Below are 22258 nucleotides of genomic sequence, written 5' to 3' on the forward strand. Positions count from 1 at the left end.
TGGATCGGAATCATCCGCCCGGGCGGCCCGCCCTCTCGCTTGCAGTTCTCCCGAGAATCCCAGACGTTGGCAGGCGATCGGCAGGCCCGACCTCCCCCGGGAGAGGGCCCCTGCCCGAAGGCCCCGACGACCCCACTCCATCATCAAGGAAGGATGCCATGACGAAGGAGAAGGATCGGCCGCTCATCGGGATCAACATGGACCTGCGGGGCATGGGCCGGGGCGAGCTGCCCCACAGCCTCGTCCAGTCGGGATATTACGACTCCATCCTCACCGCCGGCGGCATTCCCGTGCTCATCCCGCCGCTGTTCCGGGAGCACGAGGTCGCGCCGCTGCTCGACCGGCTGGACGGCCTGGTCTTGACCGGCGGCGACGACATGGACCCCCGCAAGCAGAACGTCGCCCCGCACCAGTCGGTCCGGGTGATGTCCGAGCGGAGGGAGGCGGCCGACCGCCTGCTCTGCCGGATGGCCGCCAAGCGGAAGCTGGCGACCCTGGGCATCGGGCTCGGCATGCAGGAGATGAACGTCGAGCACGGGGGCGGCCTGTTCGTCCACGTGCCGGAGGACCTGCCCCGGGCGATCCCGCACCGCGACCCGCACGGGGGCGCCCACCGGCACATCGTGATCATGGAGCCGGGCACCCTGCTGGAGGAGATCTACGGCGAGGGGGAGATCCGGGTCAACAGCTACCACCACCAGGGCGTCCGCAAGCTCGCCCCGATGTTCCGCCCCGCCGCCCACGCGCCCGACGGGCTCCTGGAGGCGTACGAATATCACGACATGGACGAGTGGTGGTGTGTCGGCGTCCAGTGGCACCCCGAGAACGAGGGCCACATCTCGCTCGACACCCAGCTGCTCGAGGCGTTCATCCAGGCCTCCGGCCGGGGCTTCCGCCGGCTCGCCCCGTCGAAGGTCAAGGCCGCCTGACCGGCCCAGGGACCACCCGCATCTCGGACGCAACCCCGCGCCGGGATGCCACCGCACCGAGGCGTCCGTCTCGGGCCCGAGGGCGCAAGGAGGCGCCGATCGGGCCCGGGGCGGGCCCGTCCCCACCGCCGAGGGGCCACGCTCACCAGAGCGGTTCCGAGCCGAGTTGCCGCCGGAGCAGGGCGATCTGTCCCGAGTGCACCATCTCGTGGCGGGCGCACCAGCCCAGGATCTGCAGCTTCGTCGCGCAAAGCCGGTGGGCCACCTCGGGGGGCTCGTCCAGCGCCGAATCGGTCAGGCCGGCCAGTTCGGCCATCGTCCTGCCGTGGACGGCGTCGAAGACCGCCCGGATCTCGCGGGCGGGGGGATAGGCCGTCGGATCCGGCGCGGGGACCGAACCCCTCCCGAAGACTTCGAGGAAGGGATCGGGGAGGAGGGCCGGATCGTCGTCTCTCCGCCCCCGGATGCGTTCGAGGCCGAGCCGATATTCGGCGATCGCCAGGTGCCCCACCTGCCAGGCCACGTGGGAGACGCCTCCGGGCGGCATCCGGAACCAGTCGGCCTGCGGGGTCTCGGCGAGGATCGCCTCGGTATAAATTCGGGCAGAGCGGAGCTGATCGATCAGCACGTCGAGGCGGGTCATGGTCCCCCCGGGCGAATCGGGATCACTTCGGGGTGCCGTCCGTGCCCCGGGTCCCCGGCGACCCGTCCCGGTTGGCCGCGATCAGGCCGATCCCGGCTAGCGCCAGGCCGCCCCCGAGGGCCATGCCATAGGCGATCGGCTGGCGGACGCTCAGCCACCAGCTGACCATCCCGAAGACGAAGGCGACCGAGCCGAGCGCGATGAACGCCAGCCCGGTCGCCCGCAGGGCGCGACGATTTTCCGACACGGCGAGGCTCCGTCGGGTTCGCGGTTCGAGGCCGGCCGATCCGGCCGGGTCAGCCCGCTGCCCCGGCCGGCTCGGGCTCCAGGACGACGAGCCCGGCGGCCTCCCGGGCGTGGCGGCGGATGTCCTCGCTGATCCGCATCGAGCAGAACTTCGGGCCGCACATCGAGCAGAAGGCGGCGCTCTTGAACGCCTCCTGGGGCAGCGTCTCGTCGTGCATCCGGCGGGCGGTCTGGGGGTCGAGCGACAGCTCGAACTGGCGGTTCCAGTCGAAGGAGTAGCGCGCCCGGCTCAGCTCGTCGTCCCGGTCCCGGGCCCCCTCGCGGTGGCGGGCGACGTCGGCGGCGTGGGCGGCGATCTTGTACGCGATCACCCCCTGGCGGACGTCCTCAACCTCGGGGAGCCCGAGGTGCTCCTTCGGGGTGACGTAGCAGAGCATGCTCGCCCCGTACCAGCCGGCCATCGCGGCGCCGATCGCCGAGGTGATGTGGTCGTAACCCGGTGCGATGTCCGTCACCAACGGCCCGAGGACGTAGAACGGGGCCTCGTCGCACTCGAAGGCCTGCTTCTCCATGTTCATGGCGATCTGGTCCATCGGCACGTGGCCGGGGCCCTCGACCATGACCTGGCAGCCCCGTTGCTTGGCACGCCTCGTCAGCTCTCCCATGGCCTTCAGCTCGGCGAACTGGGCCTCGTCGCTGGCGTCGGCCAGGCATCCGGGGCGGAGGCTGTCGCCCAGGCTGAAGGTGACGTCATATTCTCGCATGATGTCGCAGAGGTCGTCGAACCGGTTGTAGAAGGGGTTCTCCCGGCCGTGGGCCATCATCCACTGGGCCATCAGCGAGCCGCCCCGGGAGACGATCCCCGTGATCCGGTGCGCCGTCAGCGGGACGAACTCGCGGAGGATCCCGGCGTGGATCGTCATGTAGTCGACCCCCTGCCTCGCCTGGTGCTCGACGACCCCGAGCAGGCCCTCCTCGGTGATGTCCTCGGGCTTCTTGACCTGCTGGATCGCCTGGTAGATCGGCACGGTGCCGATGGGGACGGGGCTGGCGGCGATGACGGCGCGCCGGATGTCGTCGATCTCGCCGCCGGTGGAGAGGTCCATGACCGTGTCGGCGCCGAGGTCGACGGCGGATCGGAGCTTCTCCAGCTCGTTCCCGATGTCGGAGGTCACCGCCGAGTTGCCGATATTCGCGTTGATCTTGCAGGCGGCCTTCAGGCCGATGCCCATCGGCTGGAGCCCGAGCTTCAGGTGCTCCCGATTGGCGGGGATGACCATGCGGCCCCGGGCGACCTCGTCCCGGACGAGTTCGGGACGGAGCCCCTCCCGGCGGGCGACGAACTTCATCTCGGGGCTGACGAGACCTCTGCGAGCCTGTTCGATCTGGGTCATGATGCGGGGATCCGGTCGCGGGTCGTTCGGGTCGAGCGGAGTCGGTCGGCGGTGCGGGGGGGAGAGGGCATCGCCCGCCGTCGAGGGTCTCATCGTAGCCGTCCCTCCGGGGGGCGGTCAATTCTCCGGGAGGCCCCCCGCCGGCCACCCCACTGGTACGACCCGCGCAATTCCGTCGATCGATCGCGGAGCGGGAGAGACGACGGCGGGTCCTGCTCGTATAGTGGTCCGGGGCGACGAGCCCGATGGCCTCGCGGCGGGATCGACCGCGGCGACCACGGCCGGGCCCTGATGCTCCGAGCCACGGCAATGGCAATGAGGAATCTCGCATGGCTGCGAATCGAACCGCCGTCGGTCGCCTGCCGATCGTCGCCGTGATCGGGGCCGTGATCCCCATCTCGCTGATCTCGGCCGCCGGCTGGTGGTTCACCGCTCCGCTCGAATCGCCCGCCCCGGCGGCGGCCCGCCCGGACGAGTCGTCGGCCGATGCGACCACGGCCGGGCCCCGGCCGGCGCCGCTGGCCGAATGGCCGGCCGGACGCCTGGACGGCCGGGAGGCCAAGCGCTACCTCCTCGCCTTCATGGAGCAGGCGGTCCGTCGGCTCGATCGGGTCGACGGTTATACCGCGGTCCTGACCCGTCAGGAGCGGATCGGCGGCGAACTGGGCCCCGAGCAGCGGCTGAGGATCAAGATCCAGCACGAACCATTCGCGGTTTTCCTCCGCTTCGAGGCCCCCAATGCGGGCAAGGAAGTCCTCTTCCACGAGGGGCGCTTCGAGGACCATCTGCTCGCCCACAACGGCGACTGGACCCGACGCCTGATCCCCCGGTTCAAGCTCGATCCCCACGGGCCGATCGCCCTGGCCGACAATCGACACCCGATCACCGAGGCCGGACTCGCCCACCTCTCCCGGAAGCTTCTCCAGTACCGGAAGCTCGACCTCGACGACCCGCACGCCGAGACGATCCTCGACCGCTCGACCGACGAGGACGGCAGGCTCTGGTACCGATCCGTCCACACCCACTCGACCTACACCGACGAGCGGCCCTTCGCCTACGTCGAGATCCGCTATTGCCCCGACCTTCTGCTCCCCCTGCAGATCGAGAGCTACGACTGGCCGGAGCCCTGCTGCGACCTGGAGGACGTGGAACTGGCCGAGCGCTACCATTACTCCGACATCGACCTCGACGTCTCCTTCTCCGCGCTCGACTTCGACCCCACCAACCCCGAGTACGGCTTCCAGCGGTACTGATCGCCATCCCGGGGCCGGAGGGTCCGGAAGGGGCGGGCCGATCGGTCCGGCTCAGCCCCTGGCCGCCGCCCCGCTGGCCATCCGGGCCTGGCGGTCCGAGTCGGCCCGGTGGAGGCGTCGGGACAACTCCTTCAGGTTCCGGGCATTCTGGCCGAGGTCACCCTTGCCGACCCGGGACTGGCTGCGCGCCGAGACGAGCGACCCTCGGGAGTCGGGCTCGAAGGCGAGGTGCACGTCGTCCGTGAAGCGCCAGAGCCGGGTGGTGTGGGTGGCGTGGATCATCCCCCGGTCCTCGTAGGCGGCGACCACGGTCCAACGGGGCCAGCCGGCGATCACGCCCCGGGCCCAGGTGACGGCGTGGATCGGCGCCAGCGACACGGCGAATGGCCTCAGGTCGGGGTCGGTCGCGTCCACCCTGAGTTCGGCGCGATTCCGTCTGAGTCCGTCGAACCAGCTCATCGGGTTGCTCCTCCGCTTCGGCGCGGGTCGGGGGGGAAGGCCCTCCCCCTGGCCGGACCACCATCGTATCCTCATCCGGGACGGCCCCGCCGACAAGGGAGGCGGCGGCCCGATGCCAGACCAACCGGACCCCGGCGACGGGAATGCCCATGCGACGAGCCCCAACTCCGCGATCGGGCCTCGGCGGCCTTGCGGTCGCCCTGTTCGTGTCCCTGGGGACCGGGGCGGCCGCCTCTCCCATCGGACAGGAGCCGGGGATCGAACTGGCCGTCGATGCCGGCCGGTTCGATCGCCGCGACACCCCCATGCAAATCTCGATCCGGGCCGACGAGATCCCGGATCCGCTCGCCGCCCGGCTTCGGGACGCGGCAGGTCCGGGCTCCGGCCTTGTCCTCCGGGAAGTTGGCCGTGACGAGGGGGGCGTCGTGGCCCAGGTGGACGTCCTGCCCGAAACCCCCGACGAGATCCGGGTCACGTGGATCCTGCCGGGAGCGACCGGGGCGGGGACGGCACGCGTCTTCACGCCGGATTTCGACGCCCGGACCGACGGACCCACGACCTGGTCCCTCGACACCGCCCCGGAGGGGCACCTCGAACTCTCGAATCGGGGCAAATCAGTCTTCCGGTACAACACCCGGCCCGTCAGCCACCCCGACCACCCGGAGCCGAACCAGCCGAGGGACGCCTACATCCACCCGGCCTTCTCGCCGTCGGGACAAATGGTCACCGGGGACTACTCCGCGGAGTCGCACCCGCACCACCGGGGGTTCTTCCTCGCCTACACCAAGACCGAGGTCGGCGACCTGCACCCCGACTTCTGGAACATCCAGGGCGGCTCGGGCAAGGTCCACTTCGACCGCCTCGGCGACGCGAAGGCCGGACCCGTGACCGCCCGGTTCTCGACCTACCACCGCTGGGAGGCGTCCCGGCCGGGGGGGGAACCGGTCGTCGTGCTGAGGGAGCGTTGGGACGTCGAGGCGTTCGACATCCCGGGTTCTCCGTACTGGTTGATCGACCTGACCTCCAGTCAGCAGGCCGAAGCCCGGCCGATGGTGCTCCCCCCCTATCGATACGGCGGCATGGCCTATCGGGGCCCCGATTCGTTCTTCCCCGAGGGGGTGCTCGACGTCCTCACCAGCGAGGGGCTCGGCCGCGTCCAGGGTGACCAGCAGCCGGCCCGATGGGTGGACCTCACCGGGCCAATCGTCGACGGCTCCGAGGCATATGCCGGTGCCGCCATCTTCGACCATCCCTCGAACGTCAATCACCCGACCCCGGCCCGGATCCACCCCACGAGGCTGCCGTTCTTCTGCTTCGTCCCCGGCCACGACACCGCCGTCACGATCGGCACGGACGCCCCGACCGTCTTCCGCTACCGGATCCTCATCCACGATGGCCGCCCGGACGGCGATCTCAACGACCGACTCTGGGATGATTTCGCCGAGCCTCCCGAGGTGACGGTGACCGTCGCCAATCCCTGATCGGGTCATACCCGATCGGGACCGTCGGGCCGGGTGTCCTGGGGCTCCGGGTCAATCCGGCGAGCATCGCCTGGGTGGCCGCGGCGGTGGCTGCTCCGTAGGCGAGATGGGCGCCCAGTCGGTTGGCGTGGGCGGCGGGGCCGGCGGCGGTCGGGCCGCCCTGGAGGCCGAGCAGGGGCACCATCAGCTCGTCGCCGAAGAGCCAGAGGCCGCCCGAGAAGAGCAGGCCGCCGACGAGGTCGGGGAAGGAGGCCCGGCGGCGGATCAGGCCGTAGACGCCGCCCATGAGGATGCCGTATCCCCAGTGTACCCCGAAGCTGAGCCGGGTCTTCGTCCGGTCGTCGGGGGTGCGTCCGGTGATCTGCTCGAAGCCGATCCGGCCAAGGGCCGACGTCGAGGATTCGTCCCCCTGGTGCCGGGTCCCGACCAGGGAGATGTCGTCGAGCGGGTGGCCGGGCCCCTGTTCGGCCTGAGTCTTCCTCGAAGGCGGAGGCGAGGTCGGCCCCCGCTTCACGATCGGTGCGGCGTAGTCCCAGTACAGCCGCATCGCCACCAATCCGGCGACGGCGCCGGCGGACCCCAGGAACAGGCCGGTCATGGGGCCCCGGGAAAGTCGTCGGGTCGTCATGGGAGTCTTCCGGGGCAAGGGGTCAGGCGAGCTCGTCGATCAGGCGGTCGAGGCCGTCCCGGGCCTCGGGGATGGTCAACGGCAGGGCGGCGGCGGTCGCCCCGGCGGCGAGCAGGCACCAGGAGCAGAAGGCTCGGTGGCGGTCCCACTGCTCCCAGGTCAGCTTGCCGGCCTGGAGGGCGTCGATCGCCGTTTTGGCCAGCAGGGCGATCGGCAACCAGGGATGGGTTCGGGAGCGATCGAGCCCCCCGGCGGAGGCCAGGGCGATGGTCGTCGCGTAGCTCACCAGGCCGAGCGGGGCGTCGGGCATGGGGAGCCTCATCCGGGCATAGGCCTCGGGGGCGGCGTCGACCCGATCGGCGTCGAGGCCGGGCAGTCGGGGCTCGGGCAGGTGGCGGATCAGACCCATCTGGTACAGGGTGATCAGCCCCATCGAGCCGGCGGCCAGCAGGCCCAGGCCGGCGACCGCCCGGCGATTGCGGAGGAAGGGGGAGGACCCCTGGCGGAGCTGTCGACTCAGGAGGGAGGGGGTCATGGGCTCCTCTCGATGGGCGGTTCGGGCGGTCGTCGTGCCGGCGGGCGATCGGCCTTGCCGGGATCCGCCCGATGACCCTGCAAAATCGACACCACCGGCGCAGCCGGTCGGCGGCCGATCTCGGGGGAGGGGGCCCGAGCCGCGGCACGGGTGACCGTTACGACCGGGCCGATCGGCGTGGCCTTCTCATGCGGCCTGCGGCGGGGAAAAAGGGGCCCGCGGCGGTGGGCAGGTCGAGTGCGGGGGGACGATAACACCGGCGGTCAGTCCCGTCGACCGGCCCCGGCAGGAGCCGAGGGTCGGAGCGGGCCCGTCTCCGCGGCAAGACGTCGTGGCCGCCCCCGGACGGAGGCCCTCGGCCCCGAGTCGACGTGTCGACTCGGGGACGGGGAACGAAGGACGGGGCGTGCCGGGCTCGATCCGGGCCGGACTCACGGCCCGGCCGCCCAGGGAGGGAACAGGAAGTGAACGTCGTCACGACTCGATTCGGGCCGATCCAGGTCCGGGAACTGGACGTCGTCCAGATCCCCGAGGGCCTGGTCGGTTTCCGAGGAACCACGCAGTTCGTCCTCTGGCCCGACGCGGAGGTCCACGGCCTGGCCTGGCTGCAATCCACGGCCGAACCGGACCTGGCCTTCGCGATGGTGCCGCCGCAACTGGCCGTCTCGGACTATCGGGTCGACCTCAGGCCCGGTGACCGCACGGCCCTGGAGCTGGACGAGGCGGGCGACCCGCTCGTCTACGTGATCCTCAATCGCGGCGAGCAGGGGCTGACCGTCAATCTCCAGGGGCCCCTGGTCTTCAACCTGGCGCGCCGGCTCGGCCGGCAGCTCGTGTTGACCTCCAGCCGCTATGCGGTCCGTTTCCCGCTGGGGGAACCGGAGGCGTCGCCTGCGGTGCTGACTCGCCCCTCGGCGCTTCGAGCCACAGCCTGACGCGGCGGGACGAGCCGGGCATCGTCCCGGGGCACCCGTCGCGGGGTCCCCCGCGCCGGGGGAGAAACGGGCCGAGGAGCCGGGCACCGTCGTGGTCCGCCGACAATCCGGACGACGTGGCCAGGGATGGGCACGTCCGTCGCTGGCAGGAGGAAGGAGCCTAGTCCATGCTGGTCCTGTCCCGACACCGCGATGAGAGCATCATCATCGGGGATGACATCGTCATCACCGTGGTGGACATACGGGGCGACAAGGTCCGTTTGGGGATCGCGGCCCCGATCGAGATCTCCGTGCACCGCCAGGAGGTGTACGAGGCCATCCAGCGCGAGAATCGGCAGGCGAGCCGACTGGATCCCCAGGATGCCCGCCGGATCGACCGGCTCACGGGCCCCCCGCTCCGGCGAGAGCCGAGGCGGACCCGACCCGAGACCGGCTGATCCCTCGACGCCGATCCTCGCGACGGCCGGCCGCACGCCCCGTCGCCAACACCCCTCCGACTCGCACCCGCCCGGGCGGGCCCAGGCTCCGGCCTCGCGGCCCGCCCGGCGTGTTTATATGGCATCGCGATCGGCGACCCGAACGCGGGCGATGATCGGAACGCTCGCCGAGCTGATCAATCCAGCTCGATGAAGAACTGGTCCCGTCCGCCCGGGGTCGGCAGCTTCTCCCATCGGCCGTCGTCATCGTCGGGGATCGGGTCGTCCTGCTCCAGCTCGATGATCTCCGCATCCTCCACGGGGGGGGTGGCGGAATGGGGGGGCAGATGGCCCGAGGAGCCGTGGGGCTCCACGATCGGCGGCGTGGGGGGGCTGAAGCCGACGAGCATCGACTCGGAGGGCCGGTCGTGCATCTCCGACGGGCTCGGCGTGTCGTCGGGCCCCAGGTAGACCCGCACCTTGTAGCCGCCGACGCTCACCCGGTCGCCCGGCAGCAGGGCGGCCCACCGGATCCGCTGGCCCTTCACCCTCGTCCCGTTGGTCGAGGCCAAGTCCCGGAGGATGAGCAGGCCCGCCGTCCGGACCAGGATGCAATGACGCTTCGAGATCGACGGGTGATCGATCCTGATATCGCAATATTCGCGACGCCCGATCACGGTGATGTCTCGATTGATCGGGATGGGAGGGTCGCCGTTGTCCGGGATCAGTTCGGCTTTCATCGCGTCCTGGTCGTCCTCGGTCTCGAGTCTTCGAGGGACCGGAGCCTTCGCCCCCGGGCCCGGGACGGATCGGGGCGTGGCAGCACTCGCATCATTCTAACTGGGCAGATGCCGCCGAGCAAGGTGGCGAATGCGTGCATTGATCGTACGCGCCGATCCCCGACGCCTGACGGTCTCGGGCGTCCGCTGAAACCTCGGGGTCGCGAGACCGGTATGGATCGTCGGAGGACTCGACGGGAACCCGGGCCCGGCCCGGCGGGCCCACGAGGGACCAGGAGGCCATACCATGATCGGCACCTTCGGGCGGCGGGCGGTTGCGACGATCGGCGCGGCGGTCGTTTGGACATCGGCGATCCCTTCGGCCCTGGCCGGGGCGAGGGAGGCCGGGCACGGCGCCGACCTTCTCGGCCCCGAGACGTTGGCCTATGTGGAACTGTCCCGCCCCGGGGTACTGCTCGATCGCCTGACGGGCGACCGCGCGATGGGGCTCATCGAGGCGGTGCCCGGCTACGCCGAGGCCCTGGAGAGCTCGCGGTTCGGGGAGTTCCGCAGGCTGGTCGAGTTCGTGTCCGGCCAGCTCGACACGACCTGGGACGAAGGCCTCCGGGCCCTCTCGGGCGGCGGCATCGTGCTCGGCGTCGAGGAGGCGAATCCCCCCCGGCTGGTGCTCGTCGTCACCCCCGAAGACCCCGGGTTCCTCGACCGGGCCCACGCGAAGCTCGTCGAGCTCGCCCGGCGTGACGCCGAGGAGAAGGGGGCCCCCGATCCGATCGGGGAGTCCGAATATCGGGGCCTGACCGCGTATCGAGTCTCCGACGAGGAGGCCCACGTCATCCTCGATGGCCGGCTGGTGCTCGCCAACGGCCTGGACGGGCTGAAGTCCGTCGTCGACCGGCACCTCGACGGCGGCGATCGCCTGTCCGACTCGGACGCCTTCGAGGGGCGTAGACCCGAGGATACGCCGCTCGCCTGGGCCTATGCGCGGCTCGACCGGCTCCGGGAGCTGGACCCAGACCGATTCCGGGCCGACGAGCCGGACGACGGGGCCATGCTCCTGATCGGGGCCTGGATCGAGCACATCCAGACGGCCCCCTGGGCCTCCGCGTGGCTCGACTGGGACGAGGACCGCCTGGCCGCGGCCCTGACCGTGGCCACGCCCGAGGACGGCCGTTCCGAGGTCATGGCCCGTTTCCTCCCGGCCGAAGGGGACGGGGCCCCAGCGCCGATCGAGTTCGAGGGACGCCTGGCGACGATCAACCTGTGGAGGGATCAATACACGTTGTGGCATGTCCGCGAGGATCTCCTGCCGCCCGAGGCCCTCCAGGGGCTGGCCCAGCTCGACTCCCTCGCCGGCACCTTCTTCGGCGGCCGGGACTTCGGCGACTCGGTGCTCGAGCCGCTCGGCTCGCACTGGCAGCTCGTCGCCGCGATGCAGGACTTCGGGTCGATGGATCCGGAGCCTTCATTGAAGCTGCCGAGCTTCGCGATGGTCGTCGAGCTGGACGCCGATCGTCCCGAATTCGCCCAGCGGCTCCGGGTGGCCTTCCAGTCGTTCCTCGGCCTGGCGAACCTCGGCGGGGCCGAGACGGGGGCACCCCCGCTGATGCTCGGTTCCGAGACGCACGAGGGCATCCCGATCTCGCTCGCCACCTTCATGGCCGCCCCCGAGGCGCCGGGGGAGGGGGACGAGGAGGGTGGAGAGGATCCGGCCGAGGTCCACTACCGGAACAATTTCAGCCCGTCGGTCGCCGAGGTCGAGGGCCGGTTCATCGTCAGCTCCAGCGTCGGCCTGACACGGTCGCTCATCGACGCCCTCAAGGCCGATCCCGGGCCCGACCCGACCGACGCCACCCTGCTGATGACCGCCGACGGCCCCGCCCTGGCCGGCCTGGTCGAGCTGAACCGCGAGCGGCTGGTCCTCCGGAACATGCTCGAACGCGGCAACGATCGCGACGCGGCCGAGCGTGAGGTGGCCACCCTCGCCGCCTTGCTCCGCACCCTCGGTCTTGGGGAGCTGCGGCTGGAGGACGGGGAGGACGCCTCGACGCTCGTCCTCGAATTCGACCTCGGGCGGCCCTGAATCGACCCCCTCCCATGAATCGGGACCGACCGATGCGAACGCCCTCGCCGCTGCACGACCCCGATCGGGCCTGGTCCCGGTTCGAGCCCACCGGCCCGGAACCCTGGGACCTGGCCCGGGTCGCCCACCTGCACCGCCGGGCCGGGTTCCTCGCCTCGTGGGAGGCCCTGCGACGCGACCTCGACGCCGGGCCGGAGGAGAGCGTCTCCCGCCTGCTCGAGGGCGAGGCCGTGGCCCTCGACGGGACGCCGGCCCCCGAGTTCGAGCGTCTCATGGACGCCCTCGCCCGCGGGCCCGGCACCGCCGGGGAGGGGCCTGGGCTGCAGTCGGCCTGGCTGTACCGGATGATCTTCTCGCCGCACCCGCTCCGGGAGCGGATGACGCTCTTCTGGCACGACCACTTCGCCACCTCCATCGAGAAGGTCGGCGACGCCCGGCTGATGCGGAGGCAGAACGACCTGCTCCGCCGCCTCGCACTCGGCTCCTTCGACGAACTGCTCCGCGCCATCGCCCGCGATCCGGCCATGCTCGTCTGGCTCGACGCGACGGCGAACCGGAAGGGCCGCCCGAACGAGAACTACGCCCGTGAAGTCATGGAGCTGTTCTCGATCGGCCGCGGCCACTACACCGAGCGGGACGTCCGGGAGGCAGCCCGCGCCTTCACCGGGACGTTCGTCCTCCGGGGTACGTACCGCCACGACCCCCGGGAGTTCGACGGCGGGGAGAAGTCCATCCTCGGCCGGACCGGGCCGTTCGACGGGGAGGCGGTGGCCGGAATCCTCCTCGACCGGCCGGAGTGCGCCCGGTTCCTCGCCCGGAAACTCTTCCGCCTGTTCATCAGCGAGGTCGAAGTCCCGCCCGATGAGCTGATCGAGCCGGTCGCCGCCTCCTACCGGGAATCCGGTTACGATTCGAGGGTCCCGGTGGAGATGATCCTCCGCTCCCGGCTGTTCTTCGACCCGTTGATGCGTCGGAGGCGGGTGAAGAGCCCGGTCGAGTTCGCCGTGGGGACGATCCGGGCGCTGGAGATCCTCTCGCCGACGGTGCCGACCGACGAGCTGGCCCGGGCCTGCGGCCGGATGGGCCAGTCGCTCTTCGCCCCACCGAGCGTCGCCGGCTGGGACGGCGGCCCGGCCTGGATCAACACCACGACCACGCTGGCCCGGTCGAATGCCGTGCTCGCACTTCTGGGCGATGCGCGCCGGTTCGACCCGGAGTCGCTCGCCGCCCGACACGGGTCCTCCGGGGATCCGGCGGCGTTCTTCGTCGACCTGCTCGCCCAGGACGCCTTCGACCGCGACGTCCGGGCCCGCATCAGGGGATCGGCCCGGGAGGCGGCCTTGCTCGTGCTGACGGCCCCCGAGTACCAGCTCGCCTGACCCCGCCACGTACAGGCTTCCTGAGGGTTCGATCCATGTCCACCCATCGCCGAGACTTCCTCCGGTCCTCGCTGGCCGCCTCGACGCTCGTCTCGATCGGCGGTTCCACGATCCCCGGCTTCCTCGCCCGATCGGCCCGGGCGGCCGGGATCCCGGCGGGGGGCGACCGGATCCTGGTGGTCGTGCAACTGCTCGGCGGCAATGACGGCCTGAACACGGTCGTCCCCCACGGGATCGACGGCTACCACCGCAATCGCCGTCGGCTCCGGCTGGCGGAGGCCCGGCTCCATCGCCTCGACGACGAGATCGGCCTGCACCCCGGCATGGGACGGATGGCCGAGCTGGTCGAGGGCGGCCGGCTGGCGATCGCCCAGGGGGTCGGCTACCCCAACCCGGATCGATCCCACTTCCGGTCGATGGAGATCTGGGAGACGGCCCGGCTCGACAACCGGCCGGACGCCCTGGAGGCCGGCTGGCTCGGTCGATCGCTCGACCAGCACCCACCGAGGCCCGGCGAGGACACGCCGGCCCTTCACATCGGCGGAGGGCGATCCCCGCTGGCGATGAAGGCCAGGAGCGTGGCGGTCCCTTCGCTGGAGCGGTTGGACCAGTTCAAGCTCCAACTGGCGGGCTCGGAGGGCGAGCGGCGATCGGCCAGGGAGGCGATGGGCGACGTGGCCCGGCCCGACCGGGGTGATGACCCGTTGCTCGGGTTCCTGAGGAGGAGCACCCTGGCGGCCTACGAGTCGAGCAGGCGGCTGGAGGAAGTAGTGGGCGAGTCGGCCGAGTCGTCCTACCCGAATTACGACCTCGCCCGACGCCTGGAACAGATCGCCCGGATCATCAAGGCGGGATTCGGGACCCGCATCTACTACACCCGGCAGGACGGATACGACACGCACGCCAACCAGCTCGATCCCCACGCCGCGCTTCTCAACGAGCTGTCCGACTCGCTGGCCGCCTTCCACGACGACCTCGACAAGGCCGGGCTGGCCGATCGCGTGGCGGTGCTCGTCTTCAGCGAGTTCGGCCGACGGGTGGGCGAGAACGCCTCACACGGCACGGACCACGGCGCGGCGGCCCCGGTCTTCGTCGTCGGCCCGGTGCGGCAGGCCGGCCTGGTGGGCGAGCACCCGGGCCTGGAGGAGGCCGACCTCGACGAGGGGGACCTCCGGTTCCACACCGACTTCCGCCGCGTCTACGCCGCGATGCTGGGCCACTGGCTCGGCGTGCCCGCCGCCCCGATCGTCGGCGAGGGGTTCGACCCGCTCCCGCTGCTCCCCGAATCCCGGGGCTGATCGGCCGGGGAGGGACGGCCCGGGGCATTGTCGGGACGTCGTCGGGGTGTTACAACCCCGGCATGGAATGGTTCTCGGGCCTCGATCCCGCCCTCCAGGCGCTCATTGCCGGCTCCTTCACCTGGGGGATCACCGCGCTGGGCGCCGCGCTCGTCTTCTTCTCGAGGTCGATGGACCGCCGGCTGCTCGACGCGATGCTCGGCTTCGCGGCCGGGGTGATGATCGCGGCGAGCGTCTGGTCGCTGCTCCTACCGGCGATCGAGCTGTCGAGGGAGCGGGGGGGGAACGGCTGGCTCCCGGCCGTCGTCGGCTTCCTGCTCGGCGGGGCGGCGTTGCGCCTGGGGGACCGCTGGCTGCCCCACCTGCACCCGGGCCTGTCGATGGACCGGGCCGAGGGGATCAGGACCCAATGGCAGCGGGCGACCCTGCTGGTGATGGCGATCACCCTGCACAACATCCCGGAGGGCCTGGCGATCGGTGTCGCCTTCGGCGCGGCCGATTCGGGGATGGCGTCGGCCTCGATGACGGGGGCGATCGCCCTGGCCGTCGGCATCGGCCTGCAGAACTTCCCCGAGGGGGTCGCCGTGGCCCTGCCGCTCCGGGGGGAGGGCGTGGGGCGGTTCCGTTCGTTCTGGTACGGCCAGCTCTCGGCGGTAGTCGAGCCGGTGGCCGCGGTCCTGGGGGCCGCGGCGGTGGTGTTCGTCCGGCCGATCCTGCCCTACTCGCTGGCCTTCGCGGCCGGGGCGATGATTTACGTGGTCGTCGAGGAATTAATCCCCGAGAGTCAGCAGCACGGCAACGACGACCTCGCCACGTTGGGGACGATGGGGGGCTTCGCCGTCATGATGCTGCTCGACGTGTCGCTCGGCTGATCGTCCCCGCGACCCTGGGTCCGAATCAGGCCGATCCGGGCCTCATGTCGGCGACGGATCGGGCCCTGCGCCCGACCCCCCTCGACAGGCCGATCACCATGCCCCCGATCAGGCAGGCCGTGAACGTGGAGGGCTCGGGGATCGCGGACGAGAAGGAAATCGGCACGCCGATGTCGGAGAGGATCGCCAGGTCGAGGTCCGAGATGCCGTAGCGCGTCCCCCGGTAGTAGACCACCCCATTCATCAGGTCGCCGATCAGGTCGTCGCCCGGCCTCGGGGCGGGATTCCCGAGGTGGAAGATGTTGCCGTAGGTCAGCGGGACGGGCCCCCCATACAGATCCATCGCCAGGGCCCCGACGAAGAAGAAGTCCGAGCCGTCGAAGGTCGTCAGGGCGTCGCGAGTCGATTGGTAATTCCCGGGGAGCGAGCCGTCGAAGAGGTCTCGCCTGCCGTTGAAGCCGAGGGCGTGGCCGAATTCGTGGAGCAGGACGGAGACGGCGTCGGTCCGATTCGAGGGGACGGGGTCGGTCCTGGAGGACGGATCCGGGTCGAACCAGAGCTCATCGACGAGGTAGGCGGTGCCGAAGGTGAACTGGATATCGTGGGAGGCTCCGTTGGGGTCGACCCCGTCTCTGATCTCGGCGACGGCACCCTGCTCGAAGACATTGTACGTCCCGTCGTTCCCGACGAACGAGGAGGTCACGCTCCCGCCGTTGGCCGTCGGGATCCCCGGGTCGAAGCGGATGCTCACGTCGAGCGTGCCGGTCCGTCCAGATAGGAGGCCCAGATCGAGCCGGCCGCCCGGATCGCGTCCCGGAGGCGGTCGTAGTCGGACGAATACGTCCCGCCGGGGTCGTCGAAGCTCACGGTGATATCGATCGAGCTTGCGGTCGCCGTCCCGGCCAGGACGGACCAGAGGTCATCGGGACGACGATCCGACGCGAGCTGCACGTCTCATAGGTCATGTTTCGCTCCGTCGAGCTGTGGACCTCGGTCACCCCCTGCCACGGGGTCTATAGGCAGGACCGAAGATAGGATGGCCCTCATATTTATGCAAGCACGTTGAAATGAATTGACGGTCATCCCGGGCGGGGCCTCCCGGCCGATCAGTGCCGGAAGTGGCGACGGCCGGTGAAGATCATGGCGATGCCGTGCGCGTCGCAGGCGGCGATGACCTCCTCGTCCCGCCGGGAACCGCCGGGCTGGATGATCGCGGTGATGCCGGCGGCCGCGGCGGCGTCGGGGCCGTCTCGGAAGGGGAAGAAGGCGTCGGAGGCGAGCACGGCCCCGGCGGCCCGGGGGCCGGCCTTGCGGGTGGCGAGCTCCACCGAATCCAGCCGGCTCATCTGCCCGGCGCCGACGCCGACGAGCTGTCCCTCGGCGGCGAGGACGATGGCGTTGGACTTCACCGACTGGCAGACCTTCCAGGAGAAGGCCAGATCCGCCGCCTCCCGCTCGTTCGGGGGCCGCGTGGTGACCACCCGGCCCTCGACGAGGGGGTCGGCCTGCATGGCGTCCCAGTCCTGGACGAGCAGCCCGCCCTCCACCCGTCGCAGGTCGAGCCCGGAGGCCCGGGAGGTCTCCGGGCCGATCGGGGTGCCGAGGTCGATCAGGCGGACGCTGTTCTTCCAGGTCGGTCGGGTGGTGAGGGCCTCGAAGGCGTCGGCCTCGAAGCCGGGGGCGATGACGCACTCGATGAAGCGTCCGGGGGTGGTCATGCGCTCGGCCGTGGCCAGGTCGACCGGCCGGTTCAGGCCGACGATGCCGCCGAATGCGCTGACCGGGTCGCCGTCGTAGGCCCGCTCGAACGCCTCGGCGAGCGTCGCCCCGATCGCGGCCCCGCAGGGGTTGTTGTGCTTCAGGACGCAGGCGGCGGGGCCCCCGAAGTTCCGGATCAGCCGGAGGGCGCTGTCGAGGTCGAGGATGTTGTTGTACGAGAGTTCCTTGCCGTGTCGGATCGTCGCGGTCCCCAGGTCGGGGCCGACCGAGCCGGGCTCGTCGTAGAAGGCGGCCCGCTGGTGGGGGTTCTCGCCGTATCGGAGGGTCGTCCTCAGCTCGAAGCCCAGGGTCAGCTCGGCGGGGAACTCGGAGGCCTGCCCGGCGGACTCCGGATCGAGTCCGGGGCCGAGGAGGTAGGAGGCGATCGCCCGGTCGTAATCCCCGGTCTTCCGGAAGGCCTCGAGCGCCTTGCCGCGGCGGAATTCGAGGGAGGTCCCGCCGTCGTGCCGGTCGAGGTGTCGGAGGAATTCGGGATACTGGCCGGGGTCGGTCAGGACGGTGAGGTGTGCGTGGTTCTTGGCGGCAGCCCGGATCAGGGTGGGGCCGCCGACGTCGATCTTCTCGATCGCCTCGGCAGGGGTGACGCCGGGCCGGGCGACGGTCTGCTCGAAGGGATAGAGGTTCACGACCACCAGGTCGATCGGCGTGATGCCCTGGGCCTCCAGGACCTCCAGGTCTTCGGGAACGTCCCGACGGGCGAGGATGCCGGCGTGGACCCTGGGGTGCAGGGTCTTGACCCGCCCGCCGAGGATCTCGGGGCTCCCGGTATAGTCGGAGACCTCCTCGGCCGGGAGGCCGGCGTCGAGCAGGGCCGACCGGGTGCCGCCGCTCGCCAGCAGGGAGACCCCACGGTCGGCGAGGGCCCGGGCGAGGTCGACGAGGCCACCTTTGTCGGAGACGCTGAGCAGGGCGCGACGGATGGGGACGATGGTGTCGGACATGGGGTCGAGGCCTCGTCGGACAATCGGTCGACCGTGCGGATCCCGGGTCCGATCGCCCGGGGGCCGGCATTCGGCTCTGGAGGGGAAACGAACGAGTCCCGGGAGCCGGGTCGGGCCGGCTCCCGGGTCTCGAGGGGGTCGTGTATCCCGGCGCCCTGGGCGCCGGGCGGGATCATGGGCGGACGCGAGCGGACCCGAAGCCGAAGTCGGGAGGATTGGCCCGGGCGTCGTCCCCCTGGCCGTCGATCCCAGGGGGGGCGGGGATGCCCGGCGGCGTCTCGGTTGCCGGGGCATTGGGGTCGTCGAGGTGGCCGAACGGCGTGGCCGACTGGGCCCGGATCGGGACGGGGGTCGCGGAGCCGATCTCCCGGAGGCAGACGATGGAGCCGCCGGGCGTGGCCAGGTAGATCCGATCATTCACGTCATTGGTATTCGACAGGGAGTAGGCCCGGAGGTTGACCCCGGCCCGCTGCAGGGTGTCGGCCGGGCCGGCGATCAGGTCCCCGGTCTCCCGCTCGACGATGGCGAGGTCGCCGTATTCGGTCGTGAGGTAGATGCGGGTCGGGCTCAGGGCGAGGATCTGGTCGGCGCCGGTCGAGATGGTCAGGGGGGTGAGTGCGGGCCGGCCGGTCTCGGGGTCGAGGACCCACTGGCGGACGACCTGACGGCGGCCGGTCTCGGGGTCGACGACCTCCCGCTCCGTGCCCGGGACCGGGACCGGGCGGTTCCATCGGGACTGCCCGGTCTCGGGGTCGACGGCGAAGATCTGCCCCGCGTCGTTGAGGACGTAGGCCGTCGGGGGCATCGGGATCGTCTCCTCCTCGGCCCGGATCCGGGGGACGGTCCGGGTATACTCCCGGAGGTCGGTGCCGATGTAGGTCTCGGGCACGTCCTCGCGGACCTGCCGGGTGACGACCACGTCGCCCCCCCCGATGAGCGGCTGCGCGGAGATCGGGGACCCGGTGGGGAAGATCCACTTCTGCTCGCCGGTGAACAGGTTGATCCCGTAGAGGTTCCGGTCCCGGGAGGGGACGATCAGCAGGCTCTCCGGGCCGGTCCCGTAGGTGCCCATCGAGGCGTAGAGTTCGCCGAGCGGCTGGGAGCGGTGGAGGATCCGCGGCGGGTCGATCAGCGAGACGTAGAGCTTGCCGCCGGTGGAGGAGAAGGCCACGACCTTCTCGGTCGGGATCGGCTCGGCGGTGATCGGCCCATTGGTCGAGAAGTTCCAGGCGAAGCCGCCGGGGGCCCCGATCTGCTTCTGGAACCGCTCGTCCTCGGCGGGGATCAGGGAGAAGGCCAGTAGCTTCCCGGAGACCAGCCCGACGATGACCAGATCCTCCGTGGCCGCGACGGGCGAAGAGGCGTTGTTCTCCATCCGCTCGACCCAGACCGCGGTGCCGGTCTGCCGGTCCAGGGCGTGCATGAAGTTGCCGTTGATGGCGAAGGCCAGATTCGAGTTCACGGCCACGTCCTCGGCCAGCCCGCTGGCCGGGCCGAGGCTGGCGGTCCAGAGCATCCGGCCGGTCTCGGCGTCGTAGCAGTAGAGCAGCCCGGCGCTGGTCTGGGCGAAGATCTGGGTGCCGTCGACCGTGAGGCTCAGGTGCCGGAGTTGCTCGAGGCCCGACTGGAGCGGGACGGCCGAGAACCACGCCCGCTCCAGGCCGATCCGGCCCAGGGCGCTGCGGTCGGGGAGGGATCGGGGGTCGGTGGCGGTCTGGCCGTCGGCGGGGACGGCCCAGGCCAGGGCGCCGAGGGCCGCCCAGGCCATCGCGAGTCGGCGAATCATGGGGACGTGTCCTTTGCGGCGATCGGGGATCCGGCGCGAGGGGTCGGGGTCGGCCTCGGGGGATCGGGAGGACCCGGGCCGGGGTCCGTCATCCGGCCGACCCCGAGGCGCAACCTCGAATGTGTCAAGGGATTCGTACACGACGTCCGGGGCCCGGTCAAGTTGCCGGGCGGAGCGATGGCGCCGGCCCTGACGGTCGCTCCCGGGGTTCCGATCGGTGGGTCGGCTCACGGCGACTCTCCCAGCCCGGGGGAGGGGAATTCCCCGCCCTCGGGCGATTCGCCGGGGGACGGGCCGGTCGGCTCCTCCTGCGAATCCTCCCGTCGGGCCGAGACGACTTTCCAGCCGGTGTCGATGGCGTCGAGCCGGAATCGGACCAGCCCCAGCCTCAATCGCCGGGCGGGGTCCCCCGGGGACGCGAGCCGGTCTCGGACCACGGCGGTCACCTCGGCCTCCTCCAGGACGAACGGGCCGTCGGCCTCGATGGTGAAGAAGGGACGGCCGAGCAACTCGTCCCAGGTGGACTTGTCCTCGCCGTATCGGAGCGCCAGGGCCTCGGCGTCGGGGGGGAGGGGGGGCTCGGCATCCCGGACGAGCTGGGAATAAGTAGGGACCAATTCCTTCCGGGGCAGGAGGTTCTGGGTGAGGTTGGCGAACGACTCGGCATAGGCGACCGCCGCGTCGAGCTGCTCGTCGGCCGTCCCCCCCGCGATCCGGTCGAAGATCTCGGCCTGCTCGTTCTCCTGGCGGACCTTCTCGGCCTCGTCCATGAAGTCGGCGGCGACGCCGAGGGGGTTGGCGTTCTCGAAGCGGCCGATCTCCGGGTCGTAGGTGTACTTCCCGGCGATCTGCTCGTGGAGCCCGGCGATGGGGGCGAAGTCCCCCCGGATCGTCTCGTCCCGCCCGGGATCCCGGCCGGAGGCCGCGTGGAAGGAAATGGCGGGGGGATCGGTCAGGGTCGAGAGCCGGTCGATCGCCTCGGCGTCCCCGGCGACCAGGGCATCGAGGAAGGCCCGGGCCGTGCCCTCGACCGGATCCGCCGGCTCCGGTGCGACCGGCTCGACCGGGGCGGGGCGCCGGAGCATCGGCAGGAGGACCAGCGAGGCGACGGCCAGCCCGCCGATCAGCCCGATGGCGAACGGAATCAAGCGGCGTCGGCGGCGACGGCGGCGGGGCTCGTCCTCCGGATCCTCGGGCTCGAAGGCCGGACGGAAGGCGGTCGGCCCCGCCGGATCGGGACCCGGCTCGGCGGCCGAGGCGGGGCGGATCACCTCGTCCTTCGAAGTAGGCAGGCGGGTGGAGGTGCCGCACTTCGGGCAGGAGACGGCCTGCCCGAGCTGCTCGTCGGTGACGAGGAAGGAGGCCTGGCAATGGGAACAGGTATGGCGGATCTTCATGGGGTCTCCTCCGGCTCGATCGGTCCGACGGACTCCCCGGCGACGTCGCGGGGCGATGCGTCCCGGAGGCAGATGGGGCAGGCATCCTCGGTGCCGCGGTACGGCCGGGCGCACCTCGGGCAGAGCCCGGCGCTGCGCCTGAGGGTCGGCAGGGCGGCCCGGAGGCTCGCCCCCTCGGGCGTGTCCCCGAAGGACGAGGCGACCCGGTCGGCCAGCCCGACCACCTCGGGCCGGACCGAGCCGACCCGGAGCCGCTTCTGGATCAGGCCCATCAGCCACCCGACGACCTGGCGGTCCAGCTCCCTCAGCTCTTCCCCCCGGAGGTGCATGGTTAGCTCGTCGCGAAAGGAGATGACGCCATCGGGGTCGTCGACGACCCGGGAGGCGTCGAGCTTCGCCCTCAGCTCGGCGACGGCCTGCCCCCTGGCGTCCGCGAGCTCCTCGACCAGGGAGTCGGCGTCCGGGGCGCCCGGGAAGTCCCGGCGGACGCCCTTGATCAGGCGATCGGCGCGGTCCCATTTCCCCTCCTCGATCGCCTGGCGGGCCCCGGCCAGGGCGATCGCCATCCCCCGGTCTCCCGGGCGATCGGGGCCGGACCCCGAATCCCGGGCCATCCGTTCGACGGCCACGGCGACCCGGGCCAGGCTCGGCGCGACCTGCTGTTCCAGCAGGGCCACGGTCCTGGAGCTCGATTCGGCCTGGTCGACCATCAGGCCGATCAGCTCGGCGGCTGCCTTGAGGAGCCGGTCGGCCACCCAGCCGGCCAGGGCGAACCCGCCGCCGTAGGAGACGACGGCGATCCCCATGACGACCCGTTCTCCCCAGGTGAGCTGCACGTCGGAGAGCAGCGTCCGGGTCCGGTCCAGCACCAGGCCGAGCCCGACGGCCAGCAGGCCGAGTCGGACGACGGTCGAGAGCAGGAGCAGGGCCCGTCGGGTCGCCAGCAGGGACTCCGGGCCACCGGGAGATCGGGGGTAGTCGGGCATGGGGTTCCGTCGTCGCCGGTCCGGGATGCGAGTCCGCACGAGGTCAATTATTGGGGGCGAAGCCCCGGGAAGGCCACCACC

At 71.2% G+C, this 22258-nt stretch carries 21 protein-coding genes; 9 read left to right on the plus strand and 12 right to left on the minus strand.

Going from position 1 to position 22258, the window contains the following annotated elements; translation table 11 throughout:
* Nucleotides 1-158: 158 nt before the first annotated feature.
* On the plus strand, nt 159-929 hold the full coding sequence (locus ElP_RS06010; RefSeq protein WP_145267757.1) for a gamma-glutamyl-gamma-aminobutyrate hydrolase family protein: 771 nt from the start codon (nt 159-161) through the stop codon (nt 927-929).
* Between the two features lie 142 nt (nt 930-1071).
* On the opposite strand, the gene ElP_RS06015 is transcribed toward ElP_RS06010, so the two are convergent.
* Genes ElP_RS06015 through thiC form a run of 3 tightly spaced genes read right to left on the minus strand, consistent with a single transcriptional unit; the run spans nt 1072 to nt 3212 of the window.
* Entirely contained in the window at nt 1072-1572 is a 501-nt protein-coding gene (locus ElP_RS06015; protein ID WP_145267758.1) for a DinB family protein, read from the minus strand.
* A gap of 22 nt (nt 1573-1594) precedes the next feature.
* Complete coding sequence (locus ElP_RS06020) at nt 1595-1819, minus strand: hypothetical protein (RefSeq protein ID WP_145267759.1); 225 nt, start codon at nt 1817-1819, stop codon at nt 1595-1597.
* 49 nt (nt 1820-1868) lie between these two features.
* Nucleotides 1869-3212 carry a phosphomethylpyrimidine synthase ThiC gene (thiC, locus tag ElP_RS06025; RefSeq protein WP_315852665.1) on the minus strand — a complete coding sequence of 448 codons (1344 nt, stop codon included), beginning with the start codon at nt 3210-3212 and terminating at the stop codon, nt 1869-1871.
* Nucleotides 3213-3541: 329 nt separating this feature from the next.
* Here thiC and ElP_RS06030 point away from each other — a divergent pair, with 329 nt between their 5' ends.
* Nucleotides 3542-4465, plus strand: a complete 924-nt coding sequence (locus ElP_RS06030) for a DUF1571 domain-containing protein (RefSeq protein WP_197446744.1) — start codon at nt 3542-3544, stop codon at nt 4463-4465.
* Between the two features lie 51 nt (nt 4466-4516).
* Here the strand turns inward: ElP_RS06030 and ElP_RS06035 are convergent, their stop codons facing one another.
* On the minus strand, nt 4517-4924 hold the full coding sequence (locus ElP_RS06035) for a DUF1499 domain-containing protein (RefSeq protein WP_197446745.1): 408 nt from the start codon (nt 4922-4924) through the stop codon (nt 4517-4519).
* 149 nt (nt 4925-5073) lie between these two features.
* On the opposite strand from ElP_RS06035, the gene ElP_RS06040 reads away from it, so the two are divergent.
* On the plus strand, nt 5074-6405 hold the full coding sequence (locus ElP_RS06040; protein ID WP_145267763.1) for a DUF6807 domain-containing protein: 1332 nt from the start codon (nt 5074-5076) through the stop codon (nt 6403-6405).
* On the opposite strand, the gene ElP_RS37670 is transcribed toward ElP_RS06040, so the two are convergent.
* The gene (locus ElP_RS37670; protein WP_197446746.1) at nt 6338-7033 is read right to left on the minus strand and encodes a hypothetical protein; all 696 of its coding nucleotides are present in this window, start codon (nt 7031-7033) and stop codon (nt 6338-6340) included. The two genes, ElP_RS06040 and ElP_RS37670, sit on opposite strands and share 68 nt — an antisense overlap.
* Nucleotides 7034-7055: 22 nt before the next feature.
* Nucleotides 7056-7568, minus strand: a complete 513-nt coding sequence (locus ElP_RS06050; RefSeq protein ID WP_145267764.1) for a vitamin K epoxide reductase family protein — start codon at nt 7566-7568, stop codon at nt 7056-7058.
* Nucleotides 7569-8032: 464 nt separating this feature from the next.
* Between ElP_RS06050 and fliW the strand changes: the two genes are divergently transcribed.
* Nucleotides 8033-8503: a flagellar assembly protein FliW gene (fliW, locus tag ElP_RS06055; protein WP_145267765.1), complete on the plus strand. Its 471-nt coding sequence runs from the start codon at nt 8033-8035 to the stop codon at nt 8501-8503.
* Between the two features lie 167 nt (nt 8504-8670).
* The gene (csrA, locus tag ElP_RS06060; protein WP_145267766.1) at nt 8671-8940 is read left to right on the plus strand and encodes a carbon storage regulator CsrA; all 270 of its coding nucleotides are present in this window, start codon (nt 8671-8673) and stop codon (nt 8938-8940) included.
* A gap of 176 nt (nt 8941-9116) precedes the next feature.
* Here csrA and ElP_RS06065 read toward each other — a convergent pair whose 3' ends face one another.
* Entirely contained in the window at nt 9117-9659 is a 543-nt protein-coding gene (locus ElP_RS06065) for an FHA domain-containing protein (protein WP_145267767.1), read from the minus strand.
* A 286-nt stretch (nt 9660-9945) separates the two neighbouring features.
* On the opposite strand from ElP_RS06065, the gene ElP_RS06070 reads away from it, so the two are divergent.
* The 4 genes from ElP_RS06070 (at nt 9946) to ElP_RS06085 (ending at nt 15288) form a co-directional block, all read left to right on the plus strand.
* Nucleotides 9946-11739 carry a hypothetical protein gene (locus ElP_RS06070; protein WP_145267768.1) on the plus strand — a complete coding sequence of 598 codons (1794 nt, stop codon included), beginning with the start codon at nt 9946-9948 and terminating at the stop codon, nt 11737-11739.
* A gap of 32 nt (nt 11740-11771) precedes the next feature.
* Nucleotides 11772-13118: a DUF1800 domain-containing protein gene (locus ElP_RS06075; RefSeq protein WP_145267769.1), complete on the plus strand. Its 1347-nt coding sequence runs from the start codon at nt 11772-11774 to the stop codon at nt 13116-13118.
* 35 nt (nt 13119-13153) lie between these two features.
* On the plus strand, nt 13154-14416 hold the full coding sequence (locus tag ElP_RS06080) for a DUF1501 domain-containing protein (protein WP_145267770.1): 1263 nt from the start codon (nt 13154-13156) through the stop codon (nt 14414-14416).
* A 62-nt stretch (nt 14417-14478) separates the two neighbouring features.
* Complete coding sequence (locus ElP_RS06085; RefSeq protein WP_145267771.1) at nt 14479-15288, plus strand: ZIP family metal transporter; 810 nt, start codon at nt 14479-14481, stop codon at nt 15286-15288.
* Nucleotides 15289-15313: 25 nt separating this feature from the next.
* On the opposite strand, the gene ElP_RS06090 is transcribed toward ElP_RS06085, so the two are convergent.
* The 5 genes from ElP_RS06090 to ElP_RS37680 form a co-directional block, all read right to left on the minus strand.
* Entirely contained in the window at nt 15314-16039 is a 726-nt protein-coding gene (locus ElP_RS06090) for a hypothetical protein (RefSeq protein ID WP_145267772.1), read from the minus strand.
* 355 nt (nt 16040-16394) lie between these two features.
* Nucleotides 16395-18008, minus strand: a complete 1614-nt coding sequence (gene purH / locus ElP_RS06095) for a bifunctional phosphoribosylaminoimidazolecarboxamide formyltransferase/IMP cyclohydrolase (protein ID WP_145267773.1) — start codon at nt 18006-18008, stop codon at nt 16395-16397.
* A gap of 172 nt (nt 18009-18180) precedes the next feature.
* Nucleotides 18181-19794: an outer membrane protein assembly factor BamB family protein gene (locus tag ElP_RS06100; RefSeq protein ID WP_145267774.1), complete on the minus strand. Its 1614-nt coding sequence runs from the start codon at nt 19792-19794 to the stop codon at nt 18181-18183.
* A gap of 227 nt (nt 19795-20021) precedes the next feature.
* Nucleotides 20022-21191: an MJ0042-type zinc finger domain-containing protein gene (locus ElP_RS06105; RefSeq protein WP_197446748.1), complete on the minus strand. Its 1170-nt coding sequence runs from the start codon at nt 21189-21191 to the stop codon at nt 20022-20024.
* A complete protein-coding gene (locus ElP_RS37680) occupies nt 21188-22177 on the minus strand; it encodes a hypothetical protein (RefSeq protein WP_197446749.1) in 990 nt (329 codons plus the stop codon). The genes ElP_RS06105 and ElP_RS37680 overlap by 4 nt, the downstream gene beginning before the upstream one ends.
* Nucleotides 22178-22258 lie beyond the last annotated feature (81 nt).

This window comes from Tautonia plasticadhaerens (assembly GCF_007752535.1).
GTDB lineage: Bacteria > Planctomycetota > Planctomycetia > Isosphaerales > Isosphaeraceae > Tautonia > Tautonia plasticadhaerens.

Bases quoted from the DNA above. Each gene is read 5' to 3' on its own strand.
- ElP_RS06080 (WP_145267770.1), top strand. From the start codon at position 13,154: ATGTCCACCCATCGCCGAGACTTCCTCCGGTCCTCGCTGGCCGCCTCG.
- ElP_RS06035 (WP_197446745.1), bottom strand. From the start codon at position 4,924: ATGAGCTGGTTCGACGGACTCAGACGGAATCGCGCCGAACTCAGGGTG.
- ElP_RS06065 (WP_145267767.1), bottom strand. From the start codon at position 9,659: ATGAAAGCCGAACTGATCCCGGACAACGGCGACCCTCCCATCCCGATC.
- ElP_RS37670 (WP_197446746.1), bottom strand. From the start codon at position 7,033: ATGACGACCCGACGACTTTCCCGGGGCCCCATGACCGGCCTGTTCCTG.
- ElP_RS37680 (WP_197446749.1), bottom strand. From the start codon at position 22,177: ATGCCCGACTACCCCCGATCTCCCGGTGGCCCGGAGTCCCTGCTGGCG.
- ElP_RS06075 (WP_145267769.1), top strand. From the start codon at position 11,772: ATGCGAACGCCCTCGCCGCTGCACGACCCCGATCGGGCCTGGTCCCGG.
- ElP_RS06105 (WP_197446748.1), bottom strand. From the start codon at position 21,191: ATGAAGATCCGCCATACCTGTTCCCATTGCCAGGCCTCCTTCCTCGTC.
- ElP_RS06085 (WP_145267771.1), top strand. From the start codon at position 14,479: ATGGAATGGTTCTCGGGCCTCGATCCCGCCCTCCAGGCGCTCATTGCC.
- ElP_RS06010 (WP_145267757.1), top strand. From the start codon at position 159: ATGACGAAGGAGAAGGATCGGCCGCTCATCGGGATCAACATGGACCTG.
- ElP_RS06100 (WP_145267774.1), bottom strand. From the start codon at position 19,794: ATGATTCGCCGACTCGCGATGGCCTGGGCGGCCCTCGGCGCCCTGGCC.
- ElP_RS06015 (WP_145267758.1), bottom strand. From the start codon at position 1,572: ATGACCCGCCTCGACGTGCTGATCGATCAGCTCCGCTCTGCCCGAATT.
- ElP_RS06050 (WP_145267764.1), bottom strand. From the start codon at position 7,568: ATGACCCCCTCCCTCCTGAGTCGACAGCTCCGCCAGGGGTCCTCCCCC.
- ElP_RS06030 (WP_197446744.1), top strand. From the start codon at position 3,542: ATGGCTGCGAATCGAACCGCCGTCGGTCGCCTGCCGATCGTCGCCGTG.
- thiC (WP_315852665.1), bottom strand. From the start codon at position 3,212: ATGACCCAGATCGAACAGGCTCGCAGAGGTCTCGTCAGCCCCGAGATG.
- purH (WP_145267773.1), bottom strand. From the start codon at position 18,008: ATGTCCGACACCATCGTCCCCATCCGTCGCGCCCTGCTCAGCGTCTCC.
- csrA (WP_145267766.1), top strand. From the start codon at position 8,671: ATGCTGGTCCTGTCCCGACACCGCGATGAGAGCATCATCATCGGGGAT.
- ElP_RS06070 (WP_145267768.1), top strand. From the start codon at position 9,946: ATGATCGGCACCTTCGGGCGGCGGGCGGTTGCGACGATCGGCGCGGCG.
- ElP_RS06040 (WP_145267763.1), top strand. From the start codon at position 5,074: ATGCGACGAGCCCCAACTCCGCGATCGGGCCTCGGCGGCCTTGCGGTC.